The 23845-nt window shown below is 63.6% G+C and carries 19 protein-coding genes; 12 read left to right on the forward strand and 7 right to left on the reverse strand.

The annotated features are described in order from the left end of the window. The first annotated feature begins 157 nt into the window (after nucleotides 1–157). Nucleotides 158–1369 (forward strand): ROK family transcriptional regulator, encoded by a 1212-nt coding sequence (locus tag ATC00_RS29470; protein WP_064255372.1) that lies wholly within the window; start codon nucleotides 158–160, stop codon nucleotides 1367–1369. Between the two features lie 103 nt (nucleotides 1370–1472). Then, nucleotides 1473–3827: a bifunctional diguanylate cyclase/phosphodiesterase gene (locus tag ATC00_RS29475; protein WP_064255373.1), complete on the forward strand. Its 2355-nt coding sequence runs from the start codon at nucleotides 1473–1475 to the stop codon at nucleotides 3825–3827. Between the two features lie 59 nt (nucleotides 3828–3886). Here the strand turns inward: ATC00_RS29475 and iolG are convergent, their stop codons facing one another. Beyond that, on the reverse strand, nucleotides 3887–4879 hold the full coding sequence (iolG, locus tag ATC00_RS29480) for an inositol 2-dehydrogenase (RefSeq protein WP_037387540.1): 993 nt from the start codon (nucleotides 4877–4879) through the stop codon (nucleotides 3887–3889). A 424-nt stretch (nucleotides 4880–5303) separates the two neighbouring features. On the opposite strand from iolG, the gene ATC00_RS29485 reads away from it, so the two are divergent. Continuing rightward, a complete protein-coding gene (locus tag ATC00_RS29485; RefSeq protein ID WP_037387537.1) occupies nucleotides 5304–5534 on the forward strand; it encodes a hypothetical protein in 231 nt (76 codons plus the stop codon). A gap of 6 nt (nucleotides 5535–5540) precedes the next feature. Here the strand turns inward: ATC00_RS29485 and ATC00_RS29490 are convergent, their stop codons facing one another. Then, nucleotides 5541–6005, reverse strand: a complete 465-nt coding sequence (locus ATC00_RS29490) for a hypothetical protein (RefSeq protein WP_037387535.1) — start codon at nucleotides 6003–6005, stop codon at nucleotides 5541–5543. A gap of 80 nt (nucleotides 6006–6085) precedes the next feature. Beyond that, nucleotides 6086–7069, reverse strand: coding sequence for a LysR family transcriptional regulator (locus ATC00_RS29495; RefSeq protein WP_037387533.1), 984 nt, complete (start codon nucleotides 7067–7069; stop codon nucleotides 6086–6088). Nucleotides 7070–7344: 275 nt separating this feature from the next. Between ATC00_RS29495 and chvE the strand changes: the two genes are divergently transcribed. The 7 genes from chvE to ATC00_RS29530 all read left to right on the forward strand — a co-directional run bounded on the left by chvE (nucleotide 7345) and on the right by ATC00_RS29530 (nucleotide 16727). Next, a complete protein-coding gene (gene chvE / locus ATC00_RS29500) occupies nucleotides 7345–8412 on the forward strand; it encodes a multiple monosaccharide ABC transporter substrate-binding protein (protein WP_037387531.1) in 1068 nt (355 codons plus the stop codon). A 188-nt stretch (nucleotides 8413–8600) separates the two neighbouring features. Further along, entirely contained in the window at nucleotides 8601–10136 is a 1536-nt protein-coding gene (gene mmsA / locus ATC00_RS29505) for a multiple monosaccharide ABC transporter ATP-binding protein (protein WP_037387939.1), read from the forward strand. Next, nucleotides 10136–11350, forward strand: a complete 1215-nt coding sequence (gene mmsB / locus ATC00_RS29510; RefSeq protein WP_037387529.1) for a multiple monosaccharide ABC transporter permease — start codon at nucleotides 10136–10138, stop codon at nucleotides 11348–11350. The genes mmsA and mmsB overlap by 1 nt, the downstream gene beginning before the upstream one ends. Before the next feature lie 156 nt (nucleotides 11351–11506). Further along, nucleotides 11507–12502, forward strand: a complete 996-nt coding sequence (gene araD1, locus ATC00_RS29515) for an AraD1 family protein (RefSeq protein WP_064255436.1) — start codon at nucleotides 11507–11509, stop codon at nucleotides 12500–12502. A 72-nt stretch (nucleotides 12503–12574) separates the two neighbouring features. Continuing rightward, entirely contained in the window at nucleotides 12575–14008 is a 1434-nt protein-coding gene (locus tag ATC00_RS29520) for an aldehyde dehydrogenase family protein (RefSeq protein WP_064255374.1), read from the forward strand. A 96-nt stretch (nucleotides 14009–14104) separates the two neighbouring features. Beyond that, entirely contained in the window at nucleotides 14105–15850 is a 1746-nt protein-coding gene (gene araD / locus ATC00_RS29525) for an L-arabinonate dehydratase (RefSeq protein WP_064255375.1), read from the forward strand. Between the two features lie 379 nt (nucleotides 15851–16229). Beyond that, complete coding sequence (locus ATC00_RS29530; protein ID WP_327291367.1) at nucleotides 16230–16727, forward strand: hypothetical protein; 498 nt, start codon at nucleotides 16230–16232, stop codon at nucleotides 16725–16727. Between the two features lie 148 nt (nucleotides 16728–16875). On the opposite strand, the gene ATC00_RS29535 is transcribed toward ATC00_RS29530, so the two are convergent. The 3 genes from ATC00_RS29535 to ATC00_RS29545 are packed head-to-tail and all read right to left on the reverse strand — an operon-like array spanning nucleotide 16876 to nucleotide 20060. Next, complete coding sequence (locus tag ATC00_RS29535) at nucleotides 16876–17703, reverse strand: transglutaminase family protein (protein WP_064255377.1); 828 nt, start codon at nucleotides 17701–17703, stop codon at nucleotides 16876–16878. A gap of 16 nt (nucleotides 17704–17719) precedes the next feature. Continuing rightward, nucleotides 17720–18661, reverse strand: coding sequence for an alpha-E domain-containing protein (locus ATC00_RS29540; protein ID WP_037387519.1), 942 nt, complete (start codon nucleotides 18659–18661; stop codon nucleotides 17720–17722). A 4-nt stretch (nucleotides 18662–18665) separates the two neighbouring features. Continuing rightward, nucleotides 18666–20060 (reverse strand): circularly permuted type 2 ATP-grasp protein, encoded by a 1395-nt coding sequence (locus tag ATC00_RS29545; RefSeq protein ID WP_037387516.1) that lies wholly within the window; start codon nucleotides 20058–20060, stop codon nucleotides 18666–18668. Between the two features lie 328 nt (nucleotides 20061–20388). On the opposite strand from ATC00_RS29545, the gene ATC00_RS29550 reads away from it, so the two are divergent. Both ATC00_RS29550 and ATC00_RS29555 read left to right on the forward strand, forming a co-directional pair. After that, nucleotides 20389–20850 carry a GyrI-like domain-containing protein gene (locus ATC00_RS29550; RefSeq protein ID WP_037387514.1) on the forward strand — a complete coding sequence of 154 codons (462 nt, stop codon included), beginning with the start codon at nucleotides 20389–20391 and terminating at the stop codon, nucleotides 20848–20850. A gap of 104 nt (nucleotides 20851–20954) precedes the next feature. Continuing rightward, nucleotides 20955–21899, forward strand: a complete 945-nt coding sequence (locus ATC00_RS29555; protein ID WP_037387935.1) for a DMT family transporter — start codon at nucleotides 20955–20957, stop codon at nucleotides 21897–21899. 86 nt (nucleotides 21900–21985) lie between these two features. Here the strand turns inward: ATC00_RS29555 and ATC00_RS29560 are convergent, their stop codons facing one another. After that, nucleotides 21986–23521: a DEAD/DEAH box helicase gene (locus ATC00_RS29560; RefSeq protein WP_064255378.1), complete on the reverse strand. Its 1536-nt coding sequence runs from the start codon at nucleotides 23519–23521 to the stop codon at nucleotides 21986–21988. Nucleotides 23522–23845 lie beyond the last annotated feature (324 nt).

Below are 23845 nucleotides of genomic sequence, written 5' to 3' on the forward strand. Positions count from 1 at the left end.
TCGCCACAGGTGCAAGGCTTTTTTCTCGACAGTCGAGAAAATAAATGTCAGAGTTTTAGAAGGCTGTCAACAAGGCCCGTAACGTCTTGTTTCGCCAGTCAACAGATGCTTTGAGAGGGCACGTGATCGCGCAATCCGCCAAGCCCAGGGACGTGCAATGCTGACCAAAACGAGCACCGAAGTCGTGCGTCAGCAAAACACTGCGCTCGTGCTTTCTGCGCTTCGGCGAAAGGGCGCGCTGTCCCATACGGAGATTGCCGAGCAGACCGGCCTTGCCTCGGCGACGATCTCCGTCATCACCGCCGAACTGGAACGGTCGGGTACGATCGCCAAGACCGAGCAGCATGTTCAAGGGGGCAGGGGGCGGCCGCGCGTTCTCTTTGCGCAGCGGCGGGACTGCGGCTACGTGATCGTCGTGCGGATCTCCTCCGACATCGTTCAATATTCGCTGGCCGACTATGGCGGCGTGCTCCTCGATCGCTTCGAGGAGGCGCGAAGCCATGACGCCGGCGACGCGGCGGCTTTCGGCCAGGTTTTCCTGGCGGCGCTCGAGCGTCTGCTGCAGCGCTCGCGCATTGAGAAAGAGGGGGTGCTTGCCGTTTCGATCAGCAGCAAGGGGCTGGTGGCGGGCGACGGGGCGCGGCTCCTCTGGTCGCCGGTCTTCGGCCGCCAAGAACTCGATTTTTCGAAACTGCTCCGGCCCGATTGGCGGGCCCGGATCATGCTCAGCAACGAGACACTGCTCGTCGCCCAGGCGCTGGCGGCCAAGGCAGAAGAGAAGGGCGACGCCTTCAAGGGGCTGGCGGCCATCTCGCTCGGCCACAGCATCGGTCTCGGTCTTGCCCGAAGGGGGCGGTCGGGCGAGCTCGACGTTTCCGCGCCGAATTTCGGGCATATGCTGCACGCCTCGTCAGCGGGTCTCTGTCGCTGCGGCGCCTATGGCTGCATCGAGGCGGCGGCGGGTTTCTACGGCATCTTGCGCGCCGCCTTCGAGGTGCCGTCCGACACGATCCCGGCGAAATTCGTGCCGCTTGCCGAAATGGACAAGATCGCCGCCGGCGCGCGGCAGGGCCAGCGCATGCCCGGCTATGCCTTCCGCCAGGCGGGCATCGCGCTCGGAAACGGCATTTCGCGCATGCTGAGCCTCTACGAACCGATGCCGATCTACATCACAGGGCAGGGGACGCGCTATTTCGACCTGCTGCAGAAGGGGGTGGAGGAGGGGCTCGCGCAATCCTTGCAGGTGCGCCTCGAAGGCCTGCCGGAGATCACCGTCGTCGGCGACGAGCAGCGGCTTGTCTTCGACGGCCATCTCGACCGCGCCTTGAGCGCGGTCGACAGCGACATCACGGCCGCCGGGCATTCCTAGGTAATTCAGGCGTCAGACATTCCAGAGGCGAATTATCATACTGGTGCAATTTACAGTTATTTAGCGTCTGCTTGCCAAGCTGTTTCCGGGACGGGAGACGGCCATGTTCTCAGTAATTGCATGCATAAGCGATCGTCACGACTGGCGCCTGGTTGCGGTGGCGGCGATCGTCTGTCTGGCTGGTAGCGCGGCGACGATGCTGCTCTTGCAGCGCGCCGAGCGCAGCGAGGGCCTCCAGCGGCACCTCTGGACCGTAGCCTGCGCCTGTGCCTGCGGCGTCGGGGTCTGGTCGACGCATTTCATCGCGATGCTCGCCTATGATGGCGGCGTGCCGATTGCCTACGATGCCTGGGGTACGTTGTTTTCGGCGCTGGTCGCGGTGGTCGCCTCCGGGCTCGCCTTTGCGGGCGCCCTTCTCGGCACCTCCCGCTACGCCTTCCCCGGCGCCGGCATTTTCCTCGGCCTCGGCATCGCCGCCATGCATGTGACGGGCATGCGCGCCGTCGAGACGCAGGCGCGCATCGATTTCGATCCGCAGATGAGTTTCGCCGCCGTCGTCGTCGGGCCGCTGATCGCCGCCTTTGCGCTCCATACCTTTCAGGCTCTCGGCGGCGTGCGCAAGCTGGTCGTTCCGACGCTGCTGCTCGTGCTGGCGATATGCGTCCTGCACTTCACCTCGATGAGCGGCGTCACCCTGGTGCCCGATCCGAGCGCGACGGCAGCGGATGCCTTTGATCCTGTCTGGCTCGCCGGCGGTGTCGTCGTGGCTTCGACGACGCTGATCCTCACGGCGCTGGGCGCGCTCTTCATAGATCGGCATTTGACCGACCTGCGTGGCCTCGCCAACGCGTCGCTCGAAGGGATGATGATCGTCTGCAACGGCAGGATCATCGATGCGAACGAGCGGTTCGTCGGCCTCTGCGGCATGAAGGTGGCCGATCTCATCGGCAGAAAGCCGGAAGAACTCTTCGCCTCATCGCACGGCCGCGAGCGCCAGATCGAGAGCGGTTCCGCGGAGGTCGAACTGGTCCGGGCCGACGGGCGGCTTGTCCCGGTCGAACACCTCTGCCGGACGATCGAATATCGCGGCCGGCAATCCGACGTGATCTTCGTGCGCGACCTCAGCGCCCGCAAGGAGGCCGAAAGGACGATCGAGCATCTCGCCCATCATGACGCGCTGACGGATCTTTCCAACCGCAGTTCCTTCGAAAGGCGGATGCGCCAGGCGCTGACGGTCGCCGCTGCGAGGAATGAACAACTCGCGATCTTCTGTCTCGACCTCGACCGGTTCAAGGCGGTCAACGATATATTCGGCCATGGCGAAGGCGATCGGATCCTGCGCAAGGTTGCCGATATCCTGCGCGCCGCCGCGGGCGAGGCCGATACGATCGCGCGGCTCGGCGGCGACGAATTCGCCATCCTGCAGACCGGCGCCGCCCAGCCGGAGGCGGCGCGGCAATTGTCGGACCGCTTCCTGCGGCTCTTTGCCGAGGAGATGGATACACACCGCGATCCGATGGCCGTCGGCGTCAGCATGGGCGTCGCGATCTATCCCGCTGACGGAGCGACGGCCGAGCGGCTCTGCAACAATGCCGATACGGCACTCTACCGGGCCAAGCAGACGGGCAAGGGTATCGCCTGCTTCTTCGATGCGGAAATGGACGAGGCGGTGCGCTCGCGCCGCCAGATGGAGACCGACCTCCGGCACGCGATCCTCAGGCATCAACTATTCCTCGAATACCAGCCGCTCGTCGACGTTCGTGACGATCGCGTGGTCGGATACGAGGCGCTGCTGCGCTGGAGGCATCCGGAGCGCGGGCTCATCGGGCCGAATGTCTTCATTCCGATCGCCGAGGAAAGCGGTTCGATCATCCAGATCGGCGAATGGGTGCTGGAACAGGCCTGCGCCGAAGCGGTCCGCTGGACGGAGCCGCTGCCGGTTTCCGTCAACATCTCGCCGGTTCAGTTTCTCGTGCCGAGCCTCTTCGACCAGATTGCCGGCATCCTGCGACGCACCGGCTTGGAACCGCGGCGGCTGGAACTGGAGGTCACCGAGGCGGCGCTGCTGCACAATAGGGAAGACGTGCTGGCGGCGCTCGTCCGGCTGCGGCTGCTCGGCGTTCGGATCGTCATGGACGATTTCGGCACGGGACATTCCTCGCTCGCCAACCTGCAGACCTTCCCCTTCGACAAGCTGAAGATCGATTGCAGCTTCACCGCGGCGCTCGACAAAGACCCCGCCGCCCATGCGATCATCCGGGCGATCATCGCGCTTGGCCATAGCCTCGACCTGCCGGTCGTGACCGAGGGTGTCGAGACCGAGCGGCAGAAGCAGATCATCGTCGAGGAGGGCTGCCGGCAGGTTCAGGGCTTCCTCACCGGCCGTCCGGGACGTGCGCCGAGTGCCGCAGCGAACGTGTCATCGGACGCCCCGGTTCTTCGGTCGGTCGAGGCGTAATCTGCCTCAAGCAACAAAGGCCGGGAACGCCCGGCCTTTGTCCTTTCAGAGTGCCTGCCTCAGGCGACGCTGATCTGGCGCTTTTCGGTGACCGAGCGGACAGCCGCATCGGCAAGGGCGAGTGCGGCGAGCCCGTCCTTGCCAGACGGGGTAATCGCAGCGCCTTTCTCGATCGCAGCGATGAAGCTCTCGATCTCGTTTGCATAGGCCTCGGTGTAGCGCGTCATGAAGAAGTCGTGCAGCGGCGGGCGCGTATAACCGTCGCCGGTGGCGATCTCGATCGAGACCGGGCGCTGGTTCTCGGCCGAAACGGCGCCCTTCGAGCCGTGCACCTCGATGCGCTGGTCGTAGCCGTAGGTGGCGCGGCGCGAGTTGGAGATGACCGCCTGCTTGCCGGATGCCGTCTGCAGGATGACGGAGACGCTGTCATAGTCGCCGGCGTCGCCGATCGCCTTGTCGACGAGCACGGCGGCCGTGGCCGTCACCGAAACCGGCTCCTCGCCGAGCAGGAAGCGCGCCATGTCGAAGTCATGGATCGTCATGTCGCGGAAGATGCCGCCCGAACGCTTGATGTAATCGACCGGCGGGGCGCCGGGATCGCGCGAGGTGATCGTCACCATTTCGACGTCGCCGATCGTGCCGGCGTCGATCGCCTTGCGCACGGCCATGAAATGCGGATCGAAGCGGCGGTTGAAGCCGACCATCAGCTTCGCCCCGGTTTCGGAGACCACTTTCATGCATGACTTGACGCGATCGACGTCGAGGTCGATCGGCTTCTCGCAGAAGATCGCCTTGCCGGCCCGGGCGAAGCGCTCGATCAGGTCGGCATGGGTGTCGGTCGGCGTGCAGATGACGACGGCGTCGATGTCGGATGCCGCCTCGATCGCCTCGATGGTGCGAACGTCGCAGCCATAGGCCTTGGCGATTGCCTCCGCCGCCGCCGGAAACGCATCGGCAACCGCGACAAGGACGGCATCCGGATTGCCGCTGACGGCTTTCGCGTGAACCTTGCCGATACGTCCGGCGCCCAGAAGACCAAATCTCACTGTCATCTTCGTCTCTCTCGAATTCCGGTCGCAGACCGGGTGGGTGCGCGATGATATTGACGCTCATCGCGCAGAGGCGTTGCGGGCGCAGTGGCGTCCGCGGAATTCCAACCGATGAGAGGGGCGAGCGGCGGTTCCCGCACCTTGCGCCTCTCTCCCACGCCGTCACGTCCGACCTGCATTCTGCCTCATGGGACGCGGATCAAATCGGAACGAAACGGCCGCCGTTTGCATTTTCAGAATGTTTATTCCATTTATAGTTCGGGCGTCAAGCCGGAGACAACGCTCGTCGATCCCCGCCGTTCGTCTTTTCGGCGCCCTTTCCCGACGCCGACGATTGCCGAACAATTTGTCCATTAATCGGTATCGATCCCGCGAATTTTGCGATAGACGGAGGGGCAAGGCGCTGAGTGTCGTCAGAGGCAATGTCATGATCAAATTCATCGATCCGGATCATCCGTTCTATCGACCCCTGTGGATCCGACTCCTTATCGTTGCCTTCTGTGCGGTGTGGACGGCTGTCGAGTTCTATGGCGGCCAGATGATGTGGGCGACGATCTTCCTCGTCGTGACCGCCTATGCCGGAGCCGCACTGCTGATCTTCTACAGGCCGAAGCAGGCTGAGGAAAAAGGAACCGGCGGGGGTGAGGAGCCGAAGTAGCGCAACTTAGTTCGCCGCTTGGCCGAGCCGTCGCAAGGCTTCGTCGATCAGCATGTTGGCAAGTTTCATGCGGATGGTCGCGTTTAACCGGAACTCCGGCGGCAGCCGGTCGGGGTGGTTCGCGGCCGCAAAGCGGCGCCGCTTGGCAGCGAGCGTCAGCCCGGTTTCCCCTTCGCCGAGATCAAGTTCGGCGGCGACATCGGTGAGGCTCGTGCGCTGCAAGTGGTCGGGCATCACGAACGGTTCCTCGCTCCGTTCGGCCGATGCGAGGTCCAGGTAGGCTCTCTCGACCGCGGCGAACGGAGCGGTCGTTCGTGCCGGCGTCTCGACGACAAATGCCTTCGAACGGCCGATCGGCGATCCCGGGCCTTCGCACGCCGTCTCATCCCCGCCAGCCTCCACGTCGCCCAGCAGGCTTTGCTCGGTCTTCAGGCGCTCGAGTACCGATTGAAACACCGACATGCCGAACATGGCGTCTCCCGTGGTCTGCCGCGCGCGAAGAGCGCGTGCAAGCCGAATGATCTTGCTGGCCCAGGATTATGCGGGGCTGATCACGTGCGGCTTTGCTTGAGGATCAGGTCGTAGAGCAGTTTCGCGCTCGGGGGGAGCGCCCGGCCCTCGGCGGTGATCAGGCCGTAGGGCTTGATGCGGATCGGGAACTCGGTCGGCAGGATGCGGATTTCTCCGGCCTGGGTGCCGTTGCCGGCGACGAGCTTCGCCACGTCCAGCGCCACAGGGGCGATGGCGTTGGTGTTGCGGACGATCGACAGGGTCAGGATGATCGAGGATGTGTTGATGACGGTCGACGGCAGCCGGACGCCGGCCGAGATGAAGCTGTCCTCGACGGCACGGCGCAGCAGCGTGCCCGGCGGCTGAAACACCCAATCATAGCCGGGCAAGTCGTCGGCGCTGGCGGAAGCATGGTCGAGCAGCGGGTGGCCCTGGCGAACGATCAGGCAAACCTCCTCGAAGCCGATTTCGACGAGGTTGAAGAGCCGGGGGTTGAGGTCGTCGGGGATACGGCCGACGACGAAGTCGTGGCGTGCAGCGAGCAGCTCGCGCGTCAAGACATTGCTGTTGTCGATCTGCACATTGATCTCGATGCCGGGATAGGCCGTCGAAACCTGGCGGATCGCGGGCACGGCAAGGTTGAGGGCCGGGCCGGTGACGGAGCCGAGCGACACCGAACCGCCGCTCCCCGTCTTCAATTCGGTGATTTCGCGCGCGGCCTCCCGCAACTCGAGAAAGATCGTCCGCGCCCGCCGGGCGAGCGCTTCGCCGTAGCGGGTCAATTCGACGCCGCGGGCTACCCGCGCGCAGATCGGGGCCTTCACGATCGCCTCGATTTCGGCGAGCATGCGCGAGGCGGCCGGCTGGGAGACGCCGAGCGATTCGGCCGCGGCGCTGATGCGGCGATGGTCGTCGATCGCCAGGATGAGTCGCAGGTGGTTGATCTTCAGTCCCGACCGGAAGAGGCCGGTGTCGAAGGAGTCGCCCGCCTGGATCGCGACGCTCGGCTTGCTGTCGAGGGTCATTGACCGGCCCCGCTATTCAAGAGACTCATAAATCACACTCTTTAAGAGTCGTATATCAATTTTGGTATGCATGCAAAGCGATATTGTATTTGACAGTTATGGCAATTGATTCCAGTTTCCACCGATGTGCGCCAGCGCATGCGGGAGTATGCTAAGACAGGGAGGACCTTCCTTTATCTTGAAACGCCGCCGGGGACGATCTCTCCGGACCGGTGAATCGCTGCGCATATGACGGGGGCTCCGGCCGCCGGCTTCAACACTCAGGGAGAGATCTGATGAAATTGATTACTTCGCTTCTCGCAGCCGCGGCGATGTCCGTCGCAGCCTTCGCTGCGCCGGTATTTGCCCAGGACAAGGGCACGGTCGGCATTTCCATGCCGACGAAGACGTCGACCCGCTGGATTTCCGACGGCGAAACCATGGAGAAGCTGTTCAAGGAAGCCGGCTACACGCCGGACCTGCAGTTCGCCGACGACGACATTCCGAACCAGCTCGCGCAGATCGAGAACATGGTGACGAAGGGCGCGAAAGTTCTCGTCATCGCCGCCATCGACGGCACGACGCTCTCCGACATCCTGCAGAAGGCCGCCGACGCCGGCGTCAAGGTCATCGCCTATGACCGCCTGATTCGCGATTCCGGCAATGTCGACTACTACGCCACCTTCGACAACTTCCAGGTCGGCGTTCTGCAGGCCACCTCGCTCGTCCAGGGCCTGAAGCTCGAGGAAGCCAAGGAGCCGAAGAACGTCGAACTGTTCGGCGGTTCGCCGGACGACAACAACGCCTTCTTCTTCTATGACGGCGCGATGTCGGTTCTGCAGCCGCTGATCGACAGCGGCAAGATCGTCGTGAAGTCCGGCCAGATGGGCATGGACCAGGTCGGTACGCTGCGCTGGGACGGTGCAGTTGCCCAGGCCCGCATGGAAAACCTGCTGTCGTCCACCTACACCGATGCCAAGGTCGATGGCGTTCTGTCGCCCTATGACGGCCTGTCGATCGGCATCATCTCGGCCCTGAAGGGTGTTGGCTACGGCTCCGGCGACATGCCGATGCCGATCGTCACCGGCCAGGATGCGGAGCTGCCGTCGGTCAAGTCGATCCTCGCCGGCGAACAGTACTCCACCGTCTTCAAGGACACTCGTGAGCTCGCCAAGGTCACTGTCGGCATGGTCAATGCGATCATGGGTGGCAAGGAGCCGGAAGTGAACGACACCAAGACCTATGAAAACGGCGTCAAGGTCGTTCCGTCCTACCTGCTGAAGCCGGTCTCGGTCGACAAGACCAATGCCAAGGACGTTCTCGTCGGCTCCGGCTACTACACGGAAGATCAGATCAACAACTGATCTGGCTCAAGGGTCCGCGGCTGACCGCGGACCCTTTCGCCTGACGCGACCTGCATCTTTGCAGACGCACCATGGTCGCTGTGATAATTTGAACTGCTCATGGGTGCCCCGGATCTCCGTCGATGCGGGGGCCATGCAGCGGGTGGAAGCCAGCAGTCTGTCGCAGATTGCCGCTGGAATGGCTGAATATGGACAATATCATTCTTGAAATGCGGGGCATCACGAAGACGTTCCCGGGCGTCAAGGCGCTGGACAATGTCTCGTTCAAGGTCCGCGAAGGCGAGATCCATGCCCTGGTCGGTGAAAATGGCGCCGGCAAGTCGACCCTGATGAAGGTGCTGAGTGGCGTCTATCCCGCCGGCACCTACGAAGGCGAGATCCACTATGACGGCGAGGAGCGGCGCTTCAGCACGATCGCCGACAGCGAAGAACTCGGCATCATCATCATCCACCAGGAACTGGCGCTCGTTCCGCTGCTGTCGATCGCCGAGAATATTTTCCTCGGCAACGAGATCGCCGATAAGGGCGTCATCCATTGGCCGCAGACCTTCTCCCGGACGCAGGAGCTGCTTAAGAAGGTGGGCCTCACCGAATCCCCGGCGACGCTGATCACGGATATCGGCGTCGGCAAGCAGCAACTGGTGGAGATCGCCAAGGCGCTTTCCAAGAAGGTGCGGCTGCTGATCCTCGACGAGCCGACCGCCTCGCTCAACGAGACGGACTCCGACGCGCTTCTGAAGCTGCTCATGGAGTTCCGCAACCAGGGCATGACGTCGATCATCATCTCGCACAAGCTGAACGAGATCAAAAAGGTCGCCGATCAGATCACCATCCTGCGCGACGGCGGCACGGTGGAGACGCTCGATTGCCACAAGGAAGACATCAGCGAGGACCGGATCATCAAGGGGATGGTCGGCCGCGCCATGGAAGACCGCTACCCGCCGCGCGAGCCGAAAATCGGCGATACGCTGCTCGAGGTGAAGAACTGGAACGTCTTTCACCAGCATCATCGCGACCGCCAGTTCCTCCACGATGTCAGCTTCAAGGTCCGCGCCGGCGAGGTCGTCGGCATTGCCGGGCTGATGGGCGCCGGCCGCACCGAGACGGCAATGAGCATCTTCGGCAAGTCCTGGGGCCACAAGATCACTGGTGAGGTGACGATGCGCGGTCAGCCTGTGGACGTCAGCACCATTCCGCGAGCGATCAAGGCGGGTCTCGCCTATGTGACCGAAGACCGCAAGCAGCTTGGTCTCGTGCTGATCAACAATATCAAGGAGAACACCACGCTCGCCAATCTGAGCGCGGTGGCCGCGAACGGCGTGATCGACGAGCGCCAGGAGAGGAAGGTTGCGGGCGACTACCGCACCAAGCTCCGGATCCGTTCGCATTCGATCTATCAGGAGGCGGTAAACCTTTCGGGTGGCAACCAGCAGAAGGTCGTACTGTCCAAGTGGCTGTTCACCAATCCCGAAGTCCTCATACTCGACGAGCCGACACGCGGTATCGATATCGGCGCGAAGTATGAGATCTACACCATCATCAACCAGCTCGCAGCCGAGGGCAAAGGCATCCTGATGATCTCGTCGGAAATGCCGGAACTGCTCGGAACCTGCGATCGCATCTATGTCATGAACGAGGGCCGCATCGTGGCGGAGCTTTCCAAGGAGGAAGCAAGTCAGGAATCCATCATGCGGGCCATCATGCGTTCAGGGGAGAAACACTAATGGTCGCCGATACGAGCACCCACACCACCAAACCGTCGATCGGGGACTACCTCAGGAACAACATCCGCGAATACGGCCTTCTGGTCGCCCTCGTGATCATCATGCTGTTCTTCCAGTTCGTCACCAGCGGCGTTCTCTTCAGGCCTGTCAACATCACGAACCTGGTGCTGCAGAATTCCTTCATCGTCATCATGGCGCTGGGCATGCTGCTGATCATCGTGGCGGGTCACATCGACCTGTCGGTCGGCTCGATCGTCGCCTTTGTCGGGGCGATTTCGGCGATCATGCTGGTCAAATGGGGTCTGCCGGCCATTGTCGTGGTTCCCGCCTGTCTTGTCGTCGGCGGCATCATGGGGGCGGCACAGGGATATTGGGTCGCCTATCAGAAGATACCGTCCTTCATCGTCACGCTCGCCGGCATGCTCGTGTTCCGCGGCATGACCTATGTGGTCCTCGGCGGGCGCCCGATCGGTCCGTTCCCGAAGGACTTCCAGATCCTTTCGACCGGCTTCGTTCCTGATTTTCTCTACTTCCTCAACCCGAGCCCGGAGATCATCAAGAACATGGTGGCGCTGGTGGCGGTGCTGGCCCTCGTCGGCTATGCGATCTATGCCGGTATCCGCAATCGCCGGATCAACGAGCAGCACGGCACCGAAAACGAGCCCTTCGTGTTCTTCGCGGTCCAGATGGCGGTCATCGGCGTCGTCGCCCTGTTCATCGGCTTCCAGCTTTCGACTTATCGCGGCCTGCCGAACGTGCTCATCGTCATGGGCGTGCTGATCGCCGCCTATACCTTCGTCACGACACGCTCGACGATCGGCCGCCGGGTCTATGCCATGGGCGGCAACGAGAAGGCCACCAAGCTCTCCGGGATCAACACCGAGCGGCTGACCTTCTATGCCTTCGTCAACATGGGCGTGCTCGCGGCGCTTGCCGGCATGATCATCACGGCGCGCCTGAATTCGGCGACGCCGAAGGCCGGCGTCGGCTTCGAGCTCGACGTCATCGCGGCCTGCTTCATCGGCGGCGCCTCGGCCTCGGGCGGCGTCGGCAAGATCACCGGTGCGGTGATCGGCGCCTTCATCATGGGCGTGATGAACAACGGCATGTCGATCATGGGCATCGGCATCGACTACCAGCAGCTCATCAAGGGCCTCGTGCTGCTCGCAGCCGTGTTCTTCGACGTCTACAACAAGAACAAGGGCAAGGGCTGATCGGGAATCCGGTCAGCTCTCACTGACCACATGATGAATCGGCGGCCGATCAAGGCCGTCATAGCTGGGTGGCGCGAGCCACTCTCGAGGCGGAGCATTGCCTTTCCTCATGGAAACCCGATGCCCGAATCCAACTCGATCAGGAAGGATAGAGACGTGCTGATTTCCCAAGTCAGGAAGCAAGACGGATCGATTGCAGTCGCAGTGCGCGTGCCGGGCGAAACGGCGCGCGTCGTCAAGGACGCGGAAAGCGTCTACGCATTGGCGCTGAAAGCGGCGAATGGCGGCAAGAACCTCCAGGCGGTCATCGACGCCAAGGGCCTCGGAGAGACGATCGACCTCGAGGCGGCCTATGCCGAAGGGCAGATGCTGCCGCCGATCACCCATCCCGATCCGGCGCACCTGCACCTGACCGGCACCGGGCTGACGCATCTCGGCTCCGCCGCGACGCGCGATGCGATGCACAAGAAAACCACCGAGGCGGCCGAGGAGACACTCACCGACTCGATGAGGATGTTCCGCATGGGGCTCGAAGGCGGCAAGCCGAAGGCCGGCGAAAAGGGCGTTCAGCCGGAGTGGTTCTACAAGGGCAACGGCACGGCCGCGGTCGCCCCCGGTCAGCCGCTCACCTCGCCCTCCTTTGCCGAGGACGGCGGCGAGGAGCCGGAAATGGCCGGCATCTACATCATCTCCGACAAGGGCGTACCCTATCGTCTCGGCTTCGCGGTCGCCAACGAGTTCTCCGACCACAAGACCGAACGGGTCAATTACCTGTGGCTGGCGCATTCGAAGCTCAGGCAGGCAAGCTTCGGCCCGGAAATCCGCATCGGCGCGGCGCCGGACGACATTCGCGGCACGTCGCGAATTCTGCGCGGCGGCAAGGTCCTGTGGGAAAAGCCGTTCCTCTCGGGCGAAGCCAACATGTCGCACAGCTTCGCCAACTTGGAATATCACCACTTCAAATACGGTCTCTTCCGCGAGCCGGGCGACGTGCATGTGCACATGTTCGGGACCGCGACGCTTTCCTTCGGCGACGGCATCCGCACCGAAGCGGGAGACGTCTTCGAGATCGAGGCCAGGGATTTTGGCCTTGCGCTGCGTAATCCGCTGGCGATCGCCGCGGAAGAAGAGATCGCCATACATCAGCTCTGATATATCTGCTAAAGCAGCGTCGGGCCGCGACGGGCGGCCCCTTGCGACAAGAAGACAAGGAGGCTGAAGCCCATGACACTTCATCAGAATCTCATTGCCGGCGAATGGGTCGGCAGCGACGGCGTCGCCAACGTCAATCCGTCGAACACCAACGACGTCATCGGCGAATATGCCCGTGCCACCGCCGACGATGCTTCAGCCGCGATTGCCGCGGCCAAGGCGGCGTTTCCGGTCTGGTCGCGCTCCGGCATTCTCGAACGCCACGCAATCTTGAGAAAGACCGCCGACGAAATCCTCGCCCGCAAGGACGAGCTCGGCCGGCTGCTGTCGCGCGAGGAAGGCAAGACGCTCGCCGAGGGCATCGGCGAAACGGTGCGTGCCGGCCAGATCTTCGACTTCTTCGCCGGCGAATGCCTGCGCCTCGCCGGCGAGACGCTGCCATCGGTCCGCCCGAACATCGGCGTCGAGGTTACCCGCGAGGCGGTCGGCGTCGTCGGCATCATCACGCCGTGGAACTTCCCGATCGCCATTCCGGCGTGGAAGATTGCCCCGGCGCTTTGCTACGGCAACACCATCGTCTTCAAGCCGGCCGAACTCGTCCCGGGCTGCTCCTGGGCGATCGTCGACATCCTGCATCGCGCCGGCCTGCCGAAGGGCGTCCTGAACCTCGTCATGGGCAAGGGCTCGGTCGTCGGCCAGGCGTTGCTCGAAAGCCCGGACGTGCAGGCGATCACCTTCACCGGCTCCGTGGGGACCGGCAAGCGCGTTGCCATGGCCTCGGTCGAGCACAATCGCAAGTTCCAGCTGGAAATGGGCGGCAAGAACCCGTTCGTCGTGCTCGACGATGCCGACCTTTCCGTGGCCGTCGAGGCGGCGGTCAACTCCGCCTTCTTCTCGACCGGCCAGCGCTGCACCGCCTCGTCGCGGATCATCGTCACCGAGGGCATCCACGACAAGTTCGTCGCGGCAATGGGTGAGCGCATGCAGGGCCTCGTCGTCGACGACGCGCTGAAGGCCGGCACCCATATCGGCCCGGTGGTCGACCAGAGCCAGCTCAACCGGGACACCGACTATATCGCCATCGGCAAGAACGAGGGCGCCAGGCTCGCCTTCGGCGGCGAGCTCATTGCGCGCGACACGCCCGGCTTCTACCTGCAGCCGGCGCTCTTCACCGAGGCGACGAATGCGATGCGGATTTCCCGTGAGGAAATCTTCGGCCCGGTCGCCGCGGTCATCCGGGTCAAGGATTACGACGAGGCGCTCGCCGTTGCCAACGACACGCCGTTCGGGCTCTCCTCCGGCATCGCCACGACGAGCCTCAAGCATGCGACGCATTTCAAGCGCAATGCCGAGGCCGGCATGGTGATGGTCAACCTGCCGACCGCCGGCGTCGATTTCCACGTGCCGTTCGGCGGCCGCAAGGGCTCCTCCTATGGCCCGCGCGAGCAGGGCAAATATGCCGCCGAATTCTACACAACCGTCAAGACAGCCTACACGCTGGCTTAAGCCCAAGAGCGGGATCGGACGGCACTTGCCTTCCCCATCCCGCTCCAAAGCCGTCGTGTTCCAGCCCGCACCCACGGGGCCTGAAGGAAGGAAGAAATGAAAAAGAAAGCTGAGTGGCCGCGCAAGCTGCGTTCGCAGGACTGGTTCGGCGGTACGGGCAAGAATGCCATCATGCACCGCTCCTGGATGAAGAACCAGGGGCTGCCCGCCGACACCTTCGACGGCCGGCCGATCATCGGCATCTGCAACACCTGGTCGGAGCTCACGCCCTGCAACGCGCATCTGCGCGACCTCGCGGAGCGGGTGAAGCGCGGTGTCTACGAGGCCGGCGGCTTCCCCGTCGAATTCCCGGTTTTCTCCGTGGGCGAGAGCACGCTGCGCCCGACGGCGATGATGTTCCGCAACCTGGCGGCGATGGATGTCGAAGAGGCGATCCGCGGCAATCCGGTCGACGGCGTCGTACTGCTCGGCGGCTGCGACAAGACCACGCCCAGCCTGCTGATGGGTGCGGCCAGCGTCGACATTCCGGCGATCGTCGTCTCCGGCGGCCCGATGCTGAACGGCAAGTGGCGCGGCAAGGACGTCGGTTCCGGCACGGCGATCTGGCAGTTCTCGGAAATGGTCAAATCCGGCGAGATGAGTCTCCAAGAGTTCATGGATGCCGAGCAGGGCATGGCCCGTTCCGCAGGAAGCTGTATGACCATGGGCACGGCCTCGACGATGGCGTCGATGGCCGAAGCGCTCGGCATGACGCTCTCCGGCAATGCGGCCATCCCGGCCGTCGACGCCCGCCGCCGGGTGATTTCGCAGCTCACCGGCCGCCGCATCGTGGAGATGGTCAAGGAAGACCTGAAGCCCTCGGACATCCTGACAAAGCAGGCCTTCGAGAACGCCATTCGCGTCAACGGCGCAGTCGGCGGCTCGACCAATGCGGTGCTGCACCTCCTGGCGCTTGCCGGTCGCATCGGCGTCGATCTCTCGCTCGACGATTGGGACAGGCTCGGCCGCGACGTGCCGACCATCGTCAACCTCCAGCCCTCCGGCAAGTACCTGATGGAGGAGTTCTATTATGCCGGCGGCCTGCCGGTGGTCATCAAGGCGGTTGCCGAGATGGGGCTGCTGCACAACGACTCCATCACCGTCAGCGGCGACACGATCTGGAACGACGTCAAGGGCGTTACGAACTACAACGAGGACGTGATCCTACCCAGGGAAAAGGCGCTGACGAAATCGGGCGGCATCGCCGTGCTGCGCGGCAACCTGGCGCCGAAGGGCGCTGTGTTGAAACCGTCCGCCGCCTCGCCGCATCTGATGCAGCATAAGGGCCGGGCGGTCGTCTTCGAAAGCATCGAGGACTACCACGCCCGCATCAACCGCGAGGATCTCGACATCGATGAGACCTGCATCATGGTGCTGAAATATTGCGGCCCGAAGGGCTATCCGGGCATGGCCGAGGTCGGCAATATGGGCCTCCCGCCGAAGGTGTTGAAGAAGGGCATCACCGACATGATCCGTATTTCGGATGCGCGCATGTCGGGCACTGCCTACGGCACCGTCATCCTCCACACTGCACCCGAAGCGGCCGAGGGCGGGCCTCTGGCGCTCGTTCAGAACGGCGACCTGATCGAGGTCGATATCCCGGACCGGACCATGCACCTCCACGTCTCCGACGAGGAGCTCGCCCGCCGCCGTGCCGCCTGGGTGTCGCCGGTCAAACCGCTCACCGGCGGCTATGGCGGCCTCTATATCAAGACCGTCATGCAGGCCGATAGCGGCGCCGATCTCGACTTCCTGGTCGGGCCGCGCGGCGATCGCATCCCGATGGACCGCGACAGCCATTAGGGCATCTTGCAGCCGGGTGGAATCACCTGGCCCCGCGGCAAAAAACAGGCAGATAGAGCGGCGGCGCGACCCCCAGGCGCGTGCCGCCGCTCTCGCTGGAGCGCGCCCCCCTGCACGTCTCATCAGTCGCTCAGGCGGCAGGGTCGCATTCCTCGATGCAGCATCCTCTGAAACTTATTGGCGTGTTCCGTCTTATTTCTGCAAGCGGCCCGTTTGGGGCCGCTGATCGCTTAGGAGGACGAACATGCGGAAGACAGCTGTTGTTTTGTTTTTGTCGGCCACTTTCTTGGTGACGCCATCCTTCGCTCAAAGTTCCAGCGGAAGCACCGGCCTGAATGTCGATGTATCGCTTGGGGGCACGAGAGGGGTTAACGCGGGCGTGAGCGCAGCGTTAGGCCGTGGCGGCGCCCGTGCCGATGCCGACGCATCCGTCGGCGGCGCGCGCGGTGCGAATGCCTCGGCCGCGGCCTCGCTCGGCCGGGGGCAGGGCGTGAATGCCGATGTCGATGCGACGGTGGGCGTCGGCAATGGCACCAACGCCAATGCAGTCGTCAAGCGTGGTGGAGGCAACGGTGTCAGCGCCGCAGTGAGCGCCGGCTCAGGCAACAGCGGATTGAGCGCTGCCGTTGGCGCCGCGGCGGGCGGTGCGGGCGGTCTCGGACTTGGCGTCCTGCCCGGAACCGGTACCGGTGCCGGCGGGCCGGCAAGCGGCGGGGCCGTCGGGCAGCCCGGCGCTGCTGCGGTCACCGCATTCACCGCCATGTCCGCCGACGAACGGACGAAGCTGCTGAAACGCTGTCGCGACGTGGTGAGCGGCGGCTATGACAGCGGGCTTGTCTCTCTCTGCCGGCTGCTGCAGTCGACCGCCTCGCGTTGAGTGGCAATTCCGAACTGCTGCCCGCTCCAAACTTCCCTTGTCGTAGGCTTTCCCGTCAACGGCGGGGAGATCGAGCGGCGTGCCCGAGTCTCCGTCGCAGCCGAAGGTGGCCGGCAGGCCGGATGTGGGGCAGATTCGGCAGAGACGTCTACTGGCTCTGACTTTGGCTCTGCGTCTGCCCTTGCCGTTCCACCGTTACGGTGACTTTCAACGTCTCGCTGGCGATGCCATGGACCAGCCCGGATATCGGCGCGGCATCGCGGTAACAGAGGCCGGTGGCGACGCGGACATAGCGGTCGTCGGGGCAGATCTTGTTGGCCGGATCGAAGCCGACCCAGCCGAGACCCGGCAGGTGCACATCGGCCCAGGCATGGCTCGCGGTCTGCTCGGGATGGCCTTCGGTCAGCAGATAGCCCGAGACGTAGCGGGCCGGCAGACCGAGCGTTCGGGCGGCCGAGACGAGGATGTGGGCGTGGTCCTGGCAGACGCCCTTGCCGCGCTCGAGCGCCTCCTCCGCGGTGGTACCGGCATGGGTCTCGCCCGGCTCGTAGGCAACCGTCTCGTGAATCGTCCCCATCAGCGCGTGCATGCGCTCGAGATCCGTTGCGCCCTCGGCCGATTTCGCGAGCTCGCGGACCAGCTTGCCCGCCTTGCTGAGCGGCGTTTCACGGGCATAGAGCCAGAGCGGCACATAGGACTGGTGCGCTCCGAAGACGCCGGCCCGGTCTTCCGTATCCACTTCGCCGCTCGCCTCGATCCGCAAGGTCGTCCGATCCGCGTCGACGCTGACGAGATGCGTGCGGTTGCCGAAGTGGTCATCGTAGCTGACCTCGACCACCGCGCCTTCGACCAGTGTGCGCCAGTTCAACACCCTCTGGCCGGGCTGCGTCGTCGGCGTCAGCCGCAGCCGCTGCAGCGCATAGGGCACCGGTTCGTCGTAATGGTATTCGGTCGTGTGGCTGATTTTCAGGTGCATTCCACTCTCCCGGACCTCATTGGTAAAACCGGTAGCCGTCGGTTATTTCCTGGCCGAGACGGTTGTTGTGGCTGATGAACTCTTCCAGATACTCGTGCAGGCCCCGGTCCATGATGTCGCTGATCGACTGGCTGCGGAGCGAAGCGAGCGTTTCTTCGGCGGTTTCGTGGGCGGCATGCCTCTCGCCATACTCGCGTGCCAGGTAACCGAGGTTGCTGGCGATCTTTTCGTAGCAATAGGCGAGCGAGCGCGGCATGCGGCCGTTCGAGATCAGGAAGTCGGCGATATTGGCCGGCTTCAGTTCCGCATCATAGACCCAGCCATAGGCGCGGTGCGCCGAGACGGAGCGCAGGATCGATTCCCACTGGACATTGTCCATCGATGAGCCGACGGCGGAGACCGCGGGCAGCAGAACGTAATACTTTACGTCGAGGATGCGGGCGGTGTTGTCGGCCCGCTCGATGAAGGTGCCGATGCGCGAGAAGTTGAAGATTTCGTTGCGGAGCATCGTGCCGTGGAAGGCGCCGCGGATGAGGCCGGCGCGGCGCTTGATGGCGTCGATGATCTCGGGCATGTCGGCCGGCCGCGCCTTATTGGCGAGCATCGCCTTCAGCTCGATCCAGCATTCGTTGGTGGCTTCCCAGGTCTCGCGGGTGAGCGCCGTGCGAACCATCCGGGCATTGTGGCGGCCCGCCTCGATGCAGGACATCACACTCGACGGATTGGCCCGGTCGCGCAACAGGAAATCGATGGCGTCGCTGCTGGTCAGCGTGTCGTGCACCTCGTCATAGAGCTCGCGCACGCCGGCGCTCTGCAGCACGCCGTCCCAATCGCCCTCGCTCGACTCGCTGCGGGTCAGCGACATGCGCAGGCCCGCGTCGATCAGCCGGGCGCTGTTCTCGGCGCGCTCGATATAGCGGAACATCCAGTAGAGGCCGTTCGCAGTTCTTCCCAACATGGCCTCAGTCCTCCAGTACCCACGTATCCTTGGTGCCGCCGCCCTGGCTGGAATTCACCACCAGAGAGCCCTCCTTCAGGGCGACACGCGTCAGCCCGCCGGGAATGATCTGCACCTTGTCGGAGACGAGCACGTAAGGACGCAAATCGACGTGCCGCGGCGCGATGCCCTTGTTGACGAGGATCGGCACGGTCGAGAGCGACAATGTGGGCTGGGCGATATAGTTGCCGGGGCGCTCCCTGAGCTTCTCGGCGAAGGCGGCGCGCTCCTTCTTGGTCGCGGTCGGACCGACGAGCATGCCATAGCCGCCGGAGCCATGCACCTCCTTGACGACGAGCTCTTCCAGATGTTCGAGCACGTATTTGAGGCTCTGCGGCTCGGAGCAGCGCCAAGTGGGGACGTTTTCGAGCAGCGGCTTCCGGCCGGTATAGAACTCGACGATTTCCGGCATATAGGAATAGATCGCCTTGTCGTCGGAAATGCCGGTGCCGGGCGCATTGGCAATGGTGATGTTGCCTGCCCGGTAGACGTCCATGATGCCGGGAATGCCGAGCGCGGAATCCGGACGGAAGGTCAAGGGGTCGAGGAAATCGTCGTCGACGCGGCGGTAGAGCACGTCGATCGCCTCGTAGCCGCGCGTCGTGCGCATCTTCACCTTGCCGTCGATGACCCGAAGGTCCGACCCTTCCACCAGTTCGACACCCATCATGTCGGCGAGGAAAGCGTGCTCGTAGAAGGCGGAATTGTAGATGCCGGGCGTGAGCACGGCGACGCGCGGTTTGCCGGCGCAACCGGGCGGCGCCAGCGACGACAGGCTCTGGCGCAGCAGATAGGGGTAGTTCTCCACCGGCCGCACGCGGTTCTGATGGAAGAGCTCCGGAAACATCTGCATCATGGTTTCCCGGTTTTCCAGCATATAGCTGACACCGGAAGGCGTGCGGGCATTGTCTTCGAGCACATAGAACTGGTCTTCGCCGGTGCGCACGATGTCGGTGCCAACGATGTGGGTATAGACGCCGCCCGGCGGCCGGAAGCCGATCATCTGCGGCAGGAAGGCATCGTTCTTCTCGATCAGTTCGCGCGGAATCCGGCCGGCGCGGATGATCTCCTGCTTGTGGTAGATGTCGTCCAGGAAAGCGTTGAGGGCGATGACGCGCTGTTCGATGCCCTGGGCGAGGCGGCGCCATTCACGGCCGGAAATGATGCGGGGAATGAGATCGAAGGGGATCAGCTTTTCGGAGGAATCGGCGTGTCCGTAGACTGCGAAAGTAATGCCCGTTTTGCGGAAGATGTTCTCCGCTTCTTTCGATTTCGCTATGAGCCGGTTTCTGTCCTGGCTGGCATACCATTGATGATAGGTGGAATATGGCTGGCGCGGGCTGCTGTCCGCATTGATCATTTCGTCAAATGCCAAAGGCGTAGGTCCCCTTATTTTTGCCCATTTGAGTACAACGGTTGCCGCAATGCAAGAAGCGTGCACAGTCGGGCGCGAAGAATTTTCGACTTGCGCCGGTCCGCAAATTGAAAGCGCTTTCGCGCCTCTCGCTTGCACTTTTTGCGTGCCGGATTTCCCATGATGAGTTGCAAATGGGCAGATGCCTGATTATTTGGCGCCCGACCGCAGGTTGCGGTCTCGCCGACGGTCTTGCTTCGCCGGTCTTGTTCACCGATGCGGCAGGGGTAAAATATCGGCGCCTGTCAGATGGTGACGGCAAGGCATTGACGGCATGGACGCAATATACGAGATCGCCGAACGGCCGGCGCAACGGGTCACCGGCCGCCTCTGGGACGGCACATTTATCGAGGCGGCCGACGGCGCCATCCACCGGCTGATCGCCGAGACGCAGGAACACCGCCGGCGCACCCATCCGCGGGATCATGCCGCCCTCATAGGCCTCTCCTGGAATGTCCGGCCGGAGGCCTTCACCTATCTGATCGGCTATGCCGGAGAAGATCACGAGACCTTTGCTGCGCCCGAACATATTGATCTCCCGCCCATGCGCTTTGCCACGACGATGCACCACCCCGAAGGAGGAGATGTTTTCGTTCAATACCGCAAGATGTTCGAGTGGATCGCAGCGGCGGGCCACGTCATCGATCAGTCCCATCTTCACTGTCGCGAAGAATACGCGCCTGGCTTCGTCTCCCCGTCGGCTTCCTCTCTGCGGCTGATGGTTCCAATTCGCTGATCGCAACCATCAGAAAAATTGCTTTGACCAGAGGAGGCACGCGGTCTATCGCCGCCGCGAGGGTCTCGTCGGTCGAGGTCCACCTCGATCGGGAAACACCCATGATGCTCGCCCGCCTTGCCCCGGCCATTTTCGTGCTGCTCTGGTCGACGGGCTGGGTGGTCGCCAAATATGCTGCTTTATTTGCCGATCCGCTAACCTTCCTGGCGCTGCGCTACAGCGTTGCGATCCTGCTCTTCATCGGCTTCTGCGTCGCGACCGGTGCGCGCTGGCCCCGCTCCTGGAGCTTGGCCGGCCATGCGATCGTGTCCGGGATCTTCCTGCACGGTCTCTATCTTGGCGCGGTGTGGTGGGCAATCGGGCAGGGGGTGCCTGCGGCCATATCCGGTATCATTGCCGGACTGCAGCCGTTGATGACGGCGGCGGTGGCACCGTTCCTCATCGGCGAAAATCTCAGCCGGCAGCAGCGGCTCGGCTTGGTGCTCGGCTTCTGCGGCATCGCGCTTGCCGTCCTGCCGAAGACGCTGGCGCTCGACACCGCCTCGACGCCCATCCATTTCCTGCCGGTGTTCGTCAACGTGCTTGGCATGGCGGCCGTGACCTACGGCACGCTCTACCAGAAAAGGTACCTGCAGAACGGCGACATAAGGTCGATCGCCGCCCTGCAATATGTAGGCGCTCTGATCGTGACCGTGCCGCTGGCCTTGATGCTCGAGGATCTGCGTGTCACCTGGAATCTCCAGCTCGCCGCCGCACTCGCCTGGTCGGTCCTCGGACTGTCAATGGGGGCGATCGCGCTCCTGCTCTATCTCATCCGCCGGGGCCAGGTCTCGCGCGCCGCATCGCTCATCTATCTGGTGCCGCCGCTCGCCGCGGTCCAGGCGGCGCTTTTCTTCGGCGAAGCCCTGACCTGGCCGATGGTCGTCGGAACCGTCGTTGCGGTGACGGGCGTCTATCTCACCAATCGCAAGGCAAATGGCGAGGCGCCGGCAGGAGAGCGGCCGATCAATGTAGCGGCAGGTTCAGCGAAGGAAAGCAGCGCCGCGTAGCCGAGGCCGAGATTGCCTTGTGACAAATAGCCACAGCGACCCTTGCGTCCTTTGAGAGGCACAAGGGTCACTGTCATCGCAGCGGCTCAGCCCTGGCTGCCGCCGCCATTGTCTGCGCGGCGCATGCCTTGACCACGCCCGCGGCGATTGCCGGGCTGCCCGTCGCCCTGGCGCCGGCCGTCATGCTTCGGGCCCGGGCGGCCATGGTGCTTGCGGTTTTCGTGATTGCGGTTGCCCTCCGGCCGGCCGTCGTGGTGGCCATGGCCGGCGGCCCGGTGATCGCGGCGCTCGCTCTTCTGCGGGCGATCGTCGCGCAGCAGTTCGTCGCCGGCAAATCCGCTCGGCGCCGGTTCCCGTGCAGGGCGCTGCGGCCGCTGAGCTCCGTCGCGGCGCTGGCCGCCGCCGTTGCCGCGATGTTGGCCACCGCCGTTGCCGCGCTGCTGGCCGTTGCCGCGACCGCCGCGGCCCTTTGATGGGCGGGCCTGATCGGCCGGTGCTTGGCCGCTAGCGACAGCGATTTCAATGCCCATCAGCTTCTCGATGTCGCGCAGCAGGCGGATTTCGTCCGGTGCGCAGAAAGCGATCGCAATACCGTCTCGGCCGTTCCGAGCGGTGCGGCCAATGCGGTGGACATAGGCATCCGGCACTTCCGGAAGATCGTAGTTGTAGACATGGGTCACGCCCGGAATGTCGATGCCGCGGGCGGCGACGTCGGTCGCGACGAGCACGCGGATTTCGCCGTCGCGGAACGCCTTCAGCGCGCGCTCGCGCTGGCCCTGGCTCTTGTTGCCGTGGATTGAGGCGGCCTTGAAGCCGACATGGTCCAGATGCTTCATCAGCTTCTCGGCGCCGTGCTTCGTACGGCTGAAGACCAGTGACAGCCCATCGGGATTGTCGGTCAGCGATTTCTTGAGGATCGTCGTCTTCAGGTCTTTGCCGGGGACAAAATGGACATATTGCTCAACCTTGTCGGCGGCCTTGCCGGGCGGCGTCACCTCGACCTTGAGCGGATCGGTCAGATACTCGCCGGCAAGCTCGGCAATCTGCTTCGGCATGGTCGCGGAGAAGAGCAGCGTCTGGCGGTTCTTCGGCACCAGCTTCGAGATCTTGCGCAGATCGTGGATGAAGCCGAGGTCGAGCATCTGATCGGCCTCGTCGAGGACGAGATAGCGCCCTTGCGTCAGCGTCACGGCCTTGCGGGCGACGAGGTCGAGCAGGCGGCCGGGTGTGGCGACGAGAATGTCGACGCCGCGGGCGAGTTGTTCGGTCTGCTTATTGATCGAGACGCCGCCGACAACGACGCCGATCTTCAGCGGGCTCTTCTTGACGAAGAGCTTGAGATTGGTGGCGATCTGGTTGACCAGTTCGCGGGTCGGCGCAAGCACGAGGGCGCGGATGTTGCGCGGATCGGCGCGCCGATCATCGGCGAGAAGCTTCTCGATCATCGGCAGGCCGAAGGCGGCCGTCTTGCCGGTGCCCGTCTGGGCAAGACCAATAAGGTCATGACCCTTGAGGACAAGTGGGATGGCCTGCATCTGGATGGGCGTCGGCTTCTCGAAGCCATTGGCGGAGAGGGTCGCCAGGATCTGCTGCGAGAGGCCGAGGTCTTTGAAAGTGGACAATGGATATACCTTTCGGGGGCGCCAAACGCATGCGCCGGAATCGCCTCTTTGCAATTCCGGTGTCGTCTGGCGTCAAGAACCCCGCGTGAATTGGGAACTTGTGGTTTAGAGAGAATCGTCAAGCGCCTGTGCTGCCGCCGGTTGCGGCGATGTCTCGCGCTATTCCTTCTTCACGGCTCGAAGTGTTTGCCGAGGGCGCGCTCACGCGGCGGCCGGAAGGTGACGCGCTGTCCATGTCGTTGTTTTGGCCCGAAAAGTCAAGCGGCATCTTTTGCATGTGCGAGATTGGCCCGCCGCAGCAGCCTTCACGAAGGGCGGCGTTCA

The organism is Sinorhizobium americanum (genome assembly GCF_001651855.1).
Lineage (GTDB): Bacteria > Pseudomonadota > Alphaproteobacteria > Rhizobiales > Rhizobiaceae > Sinorhizobium > Sinorhizobium americanum.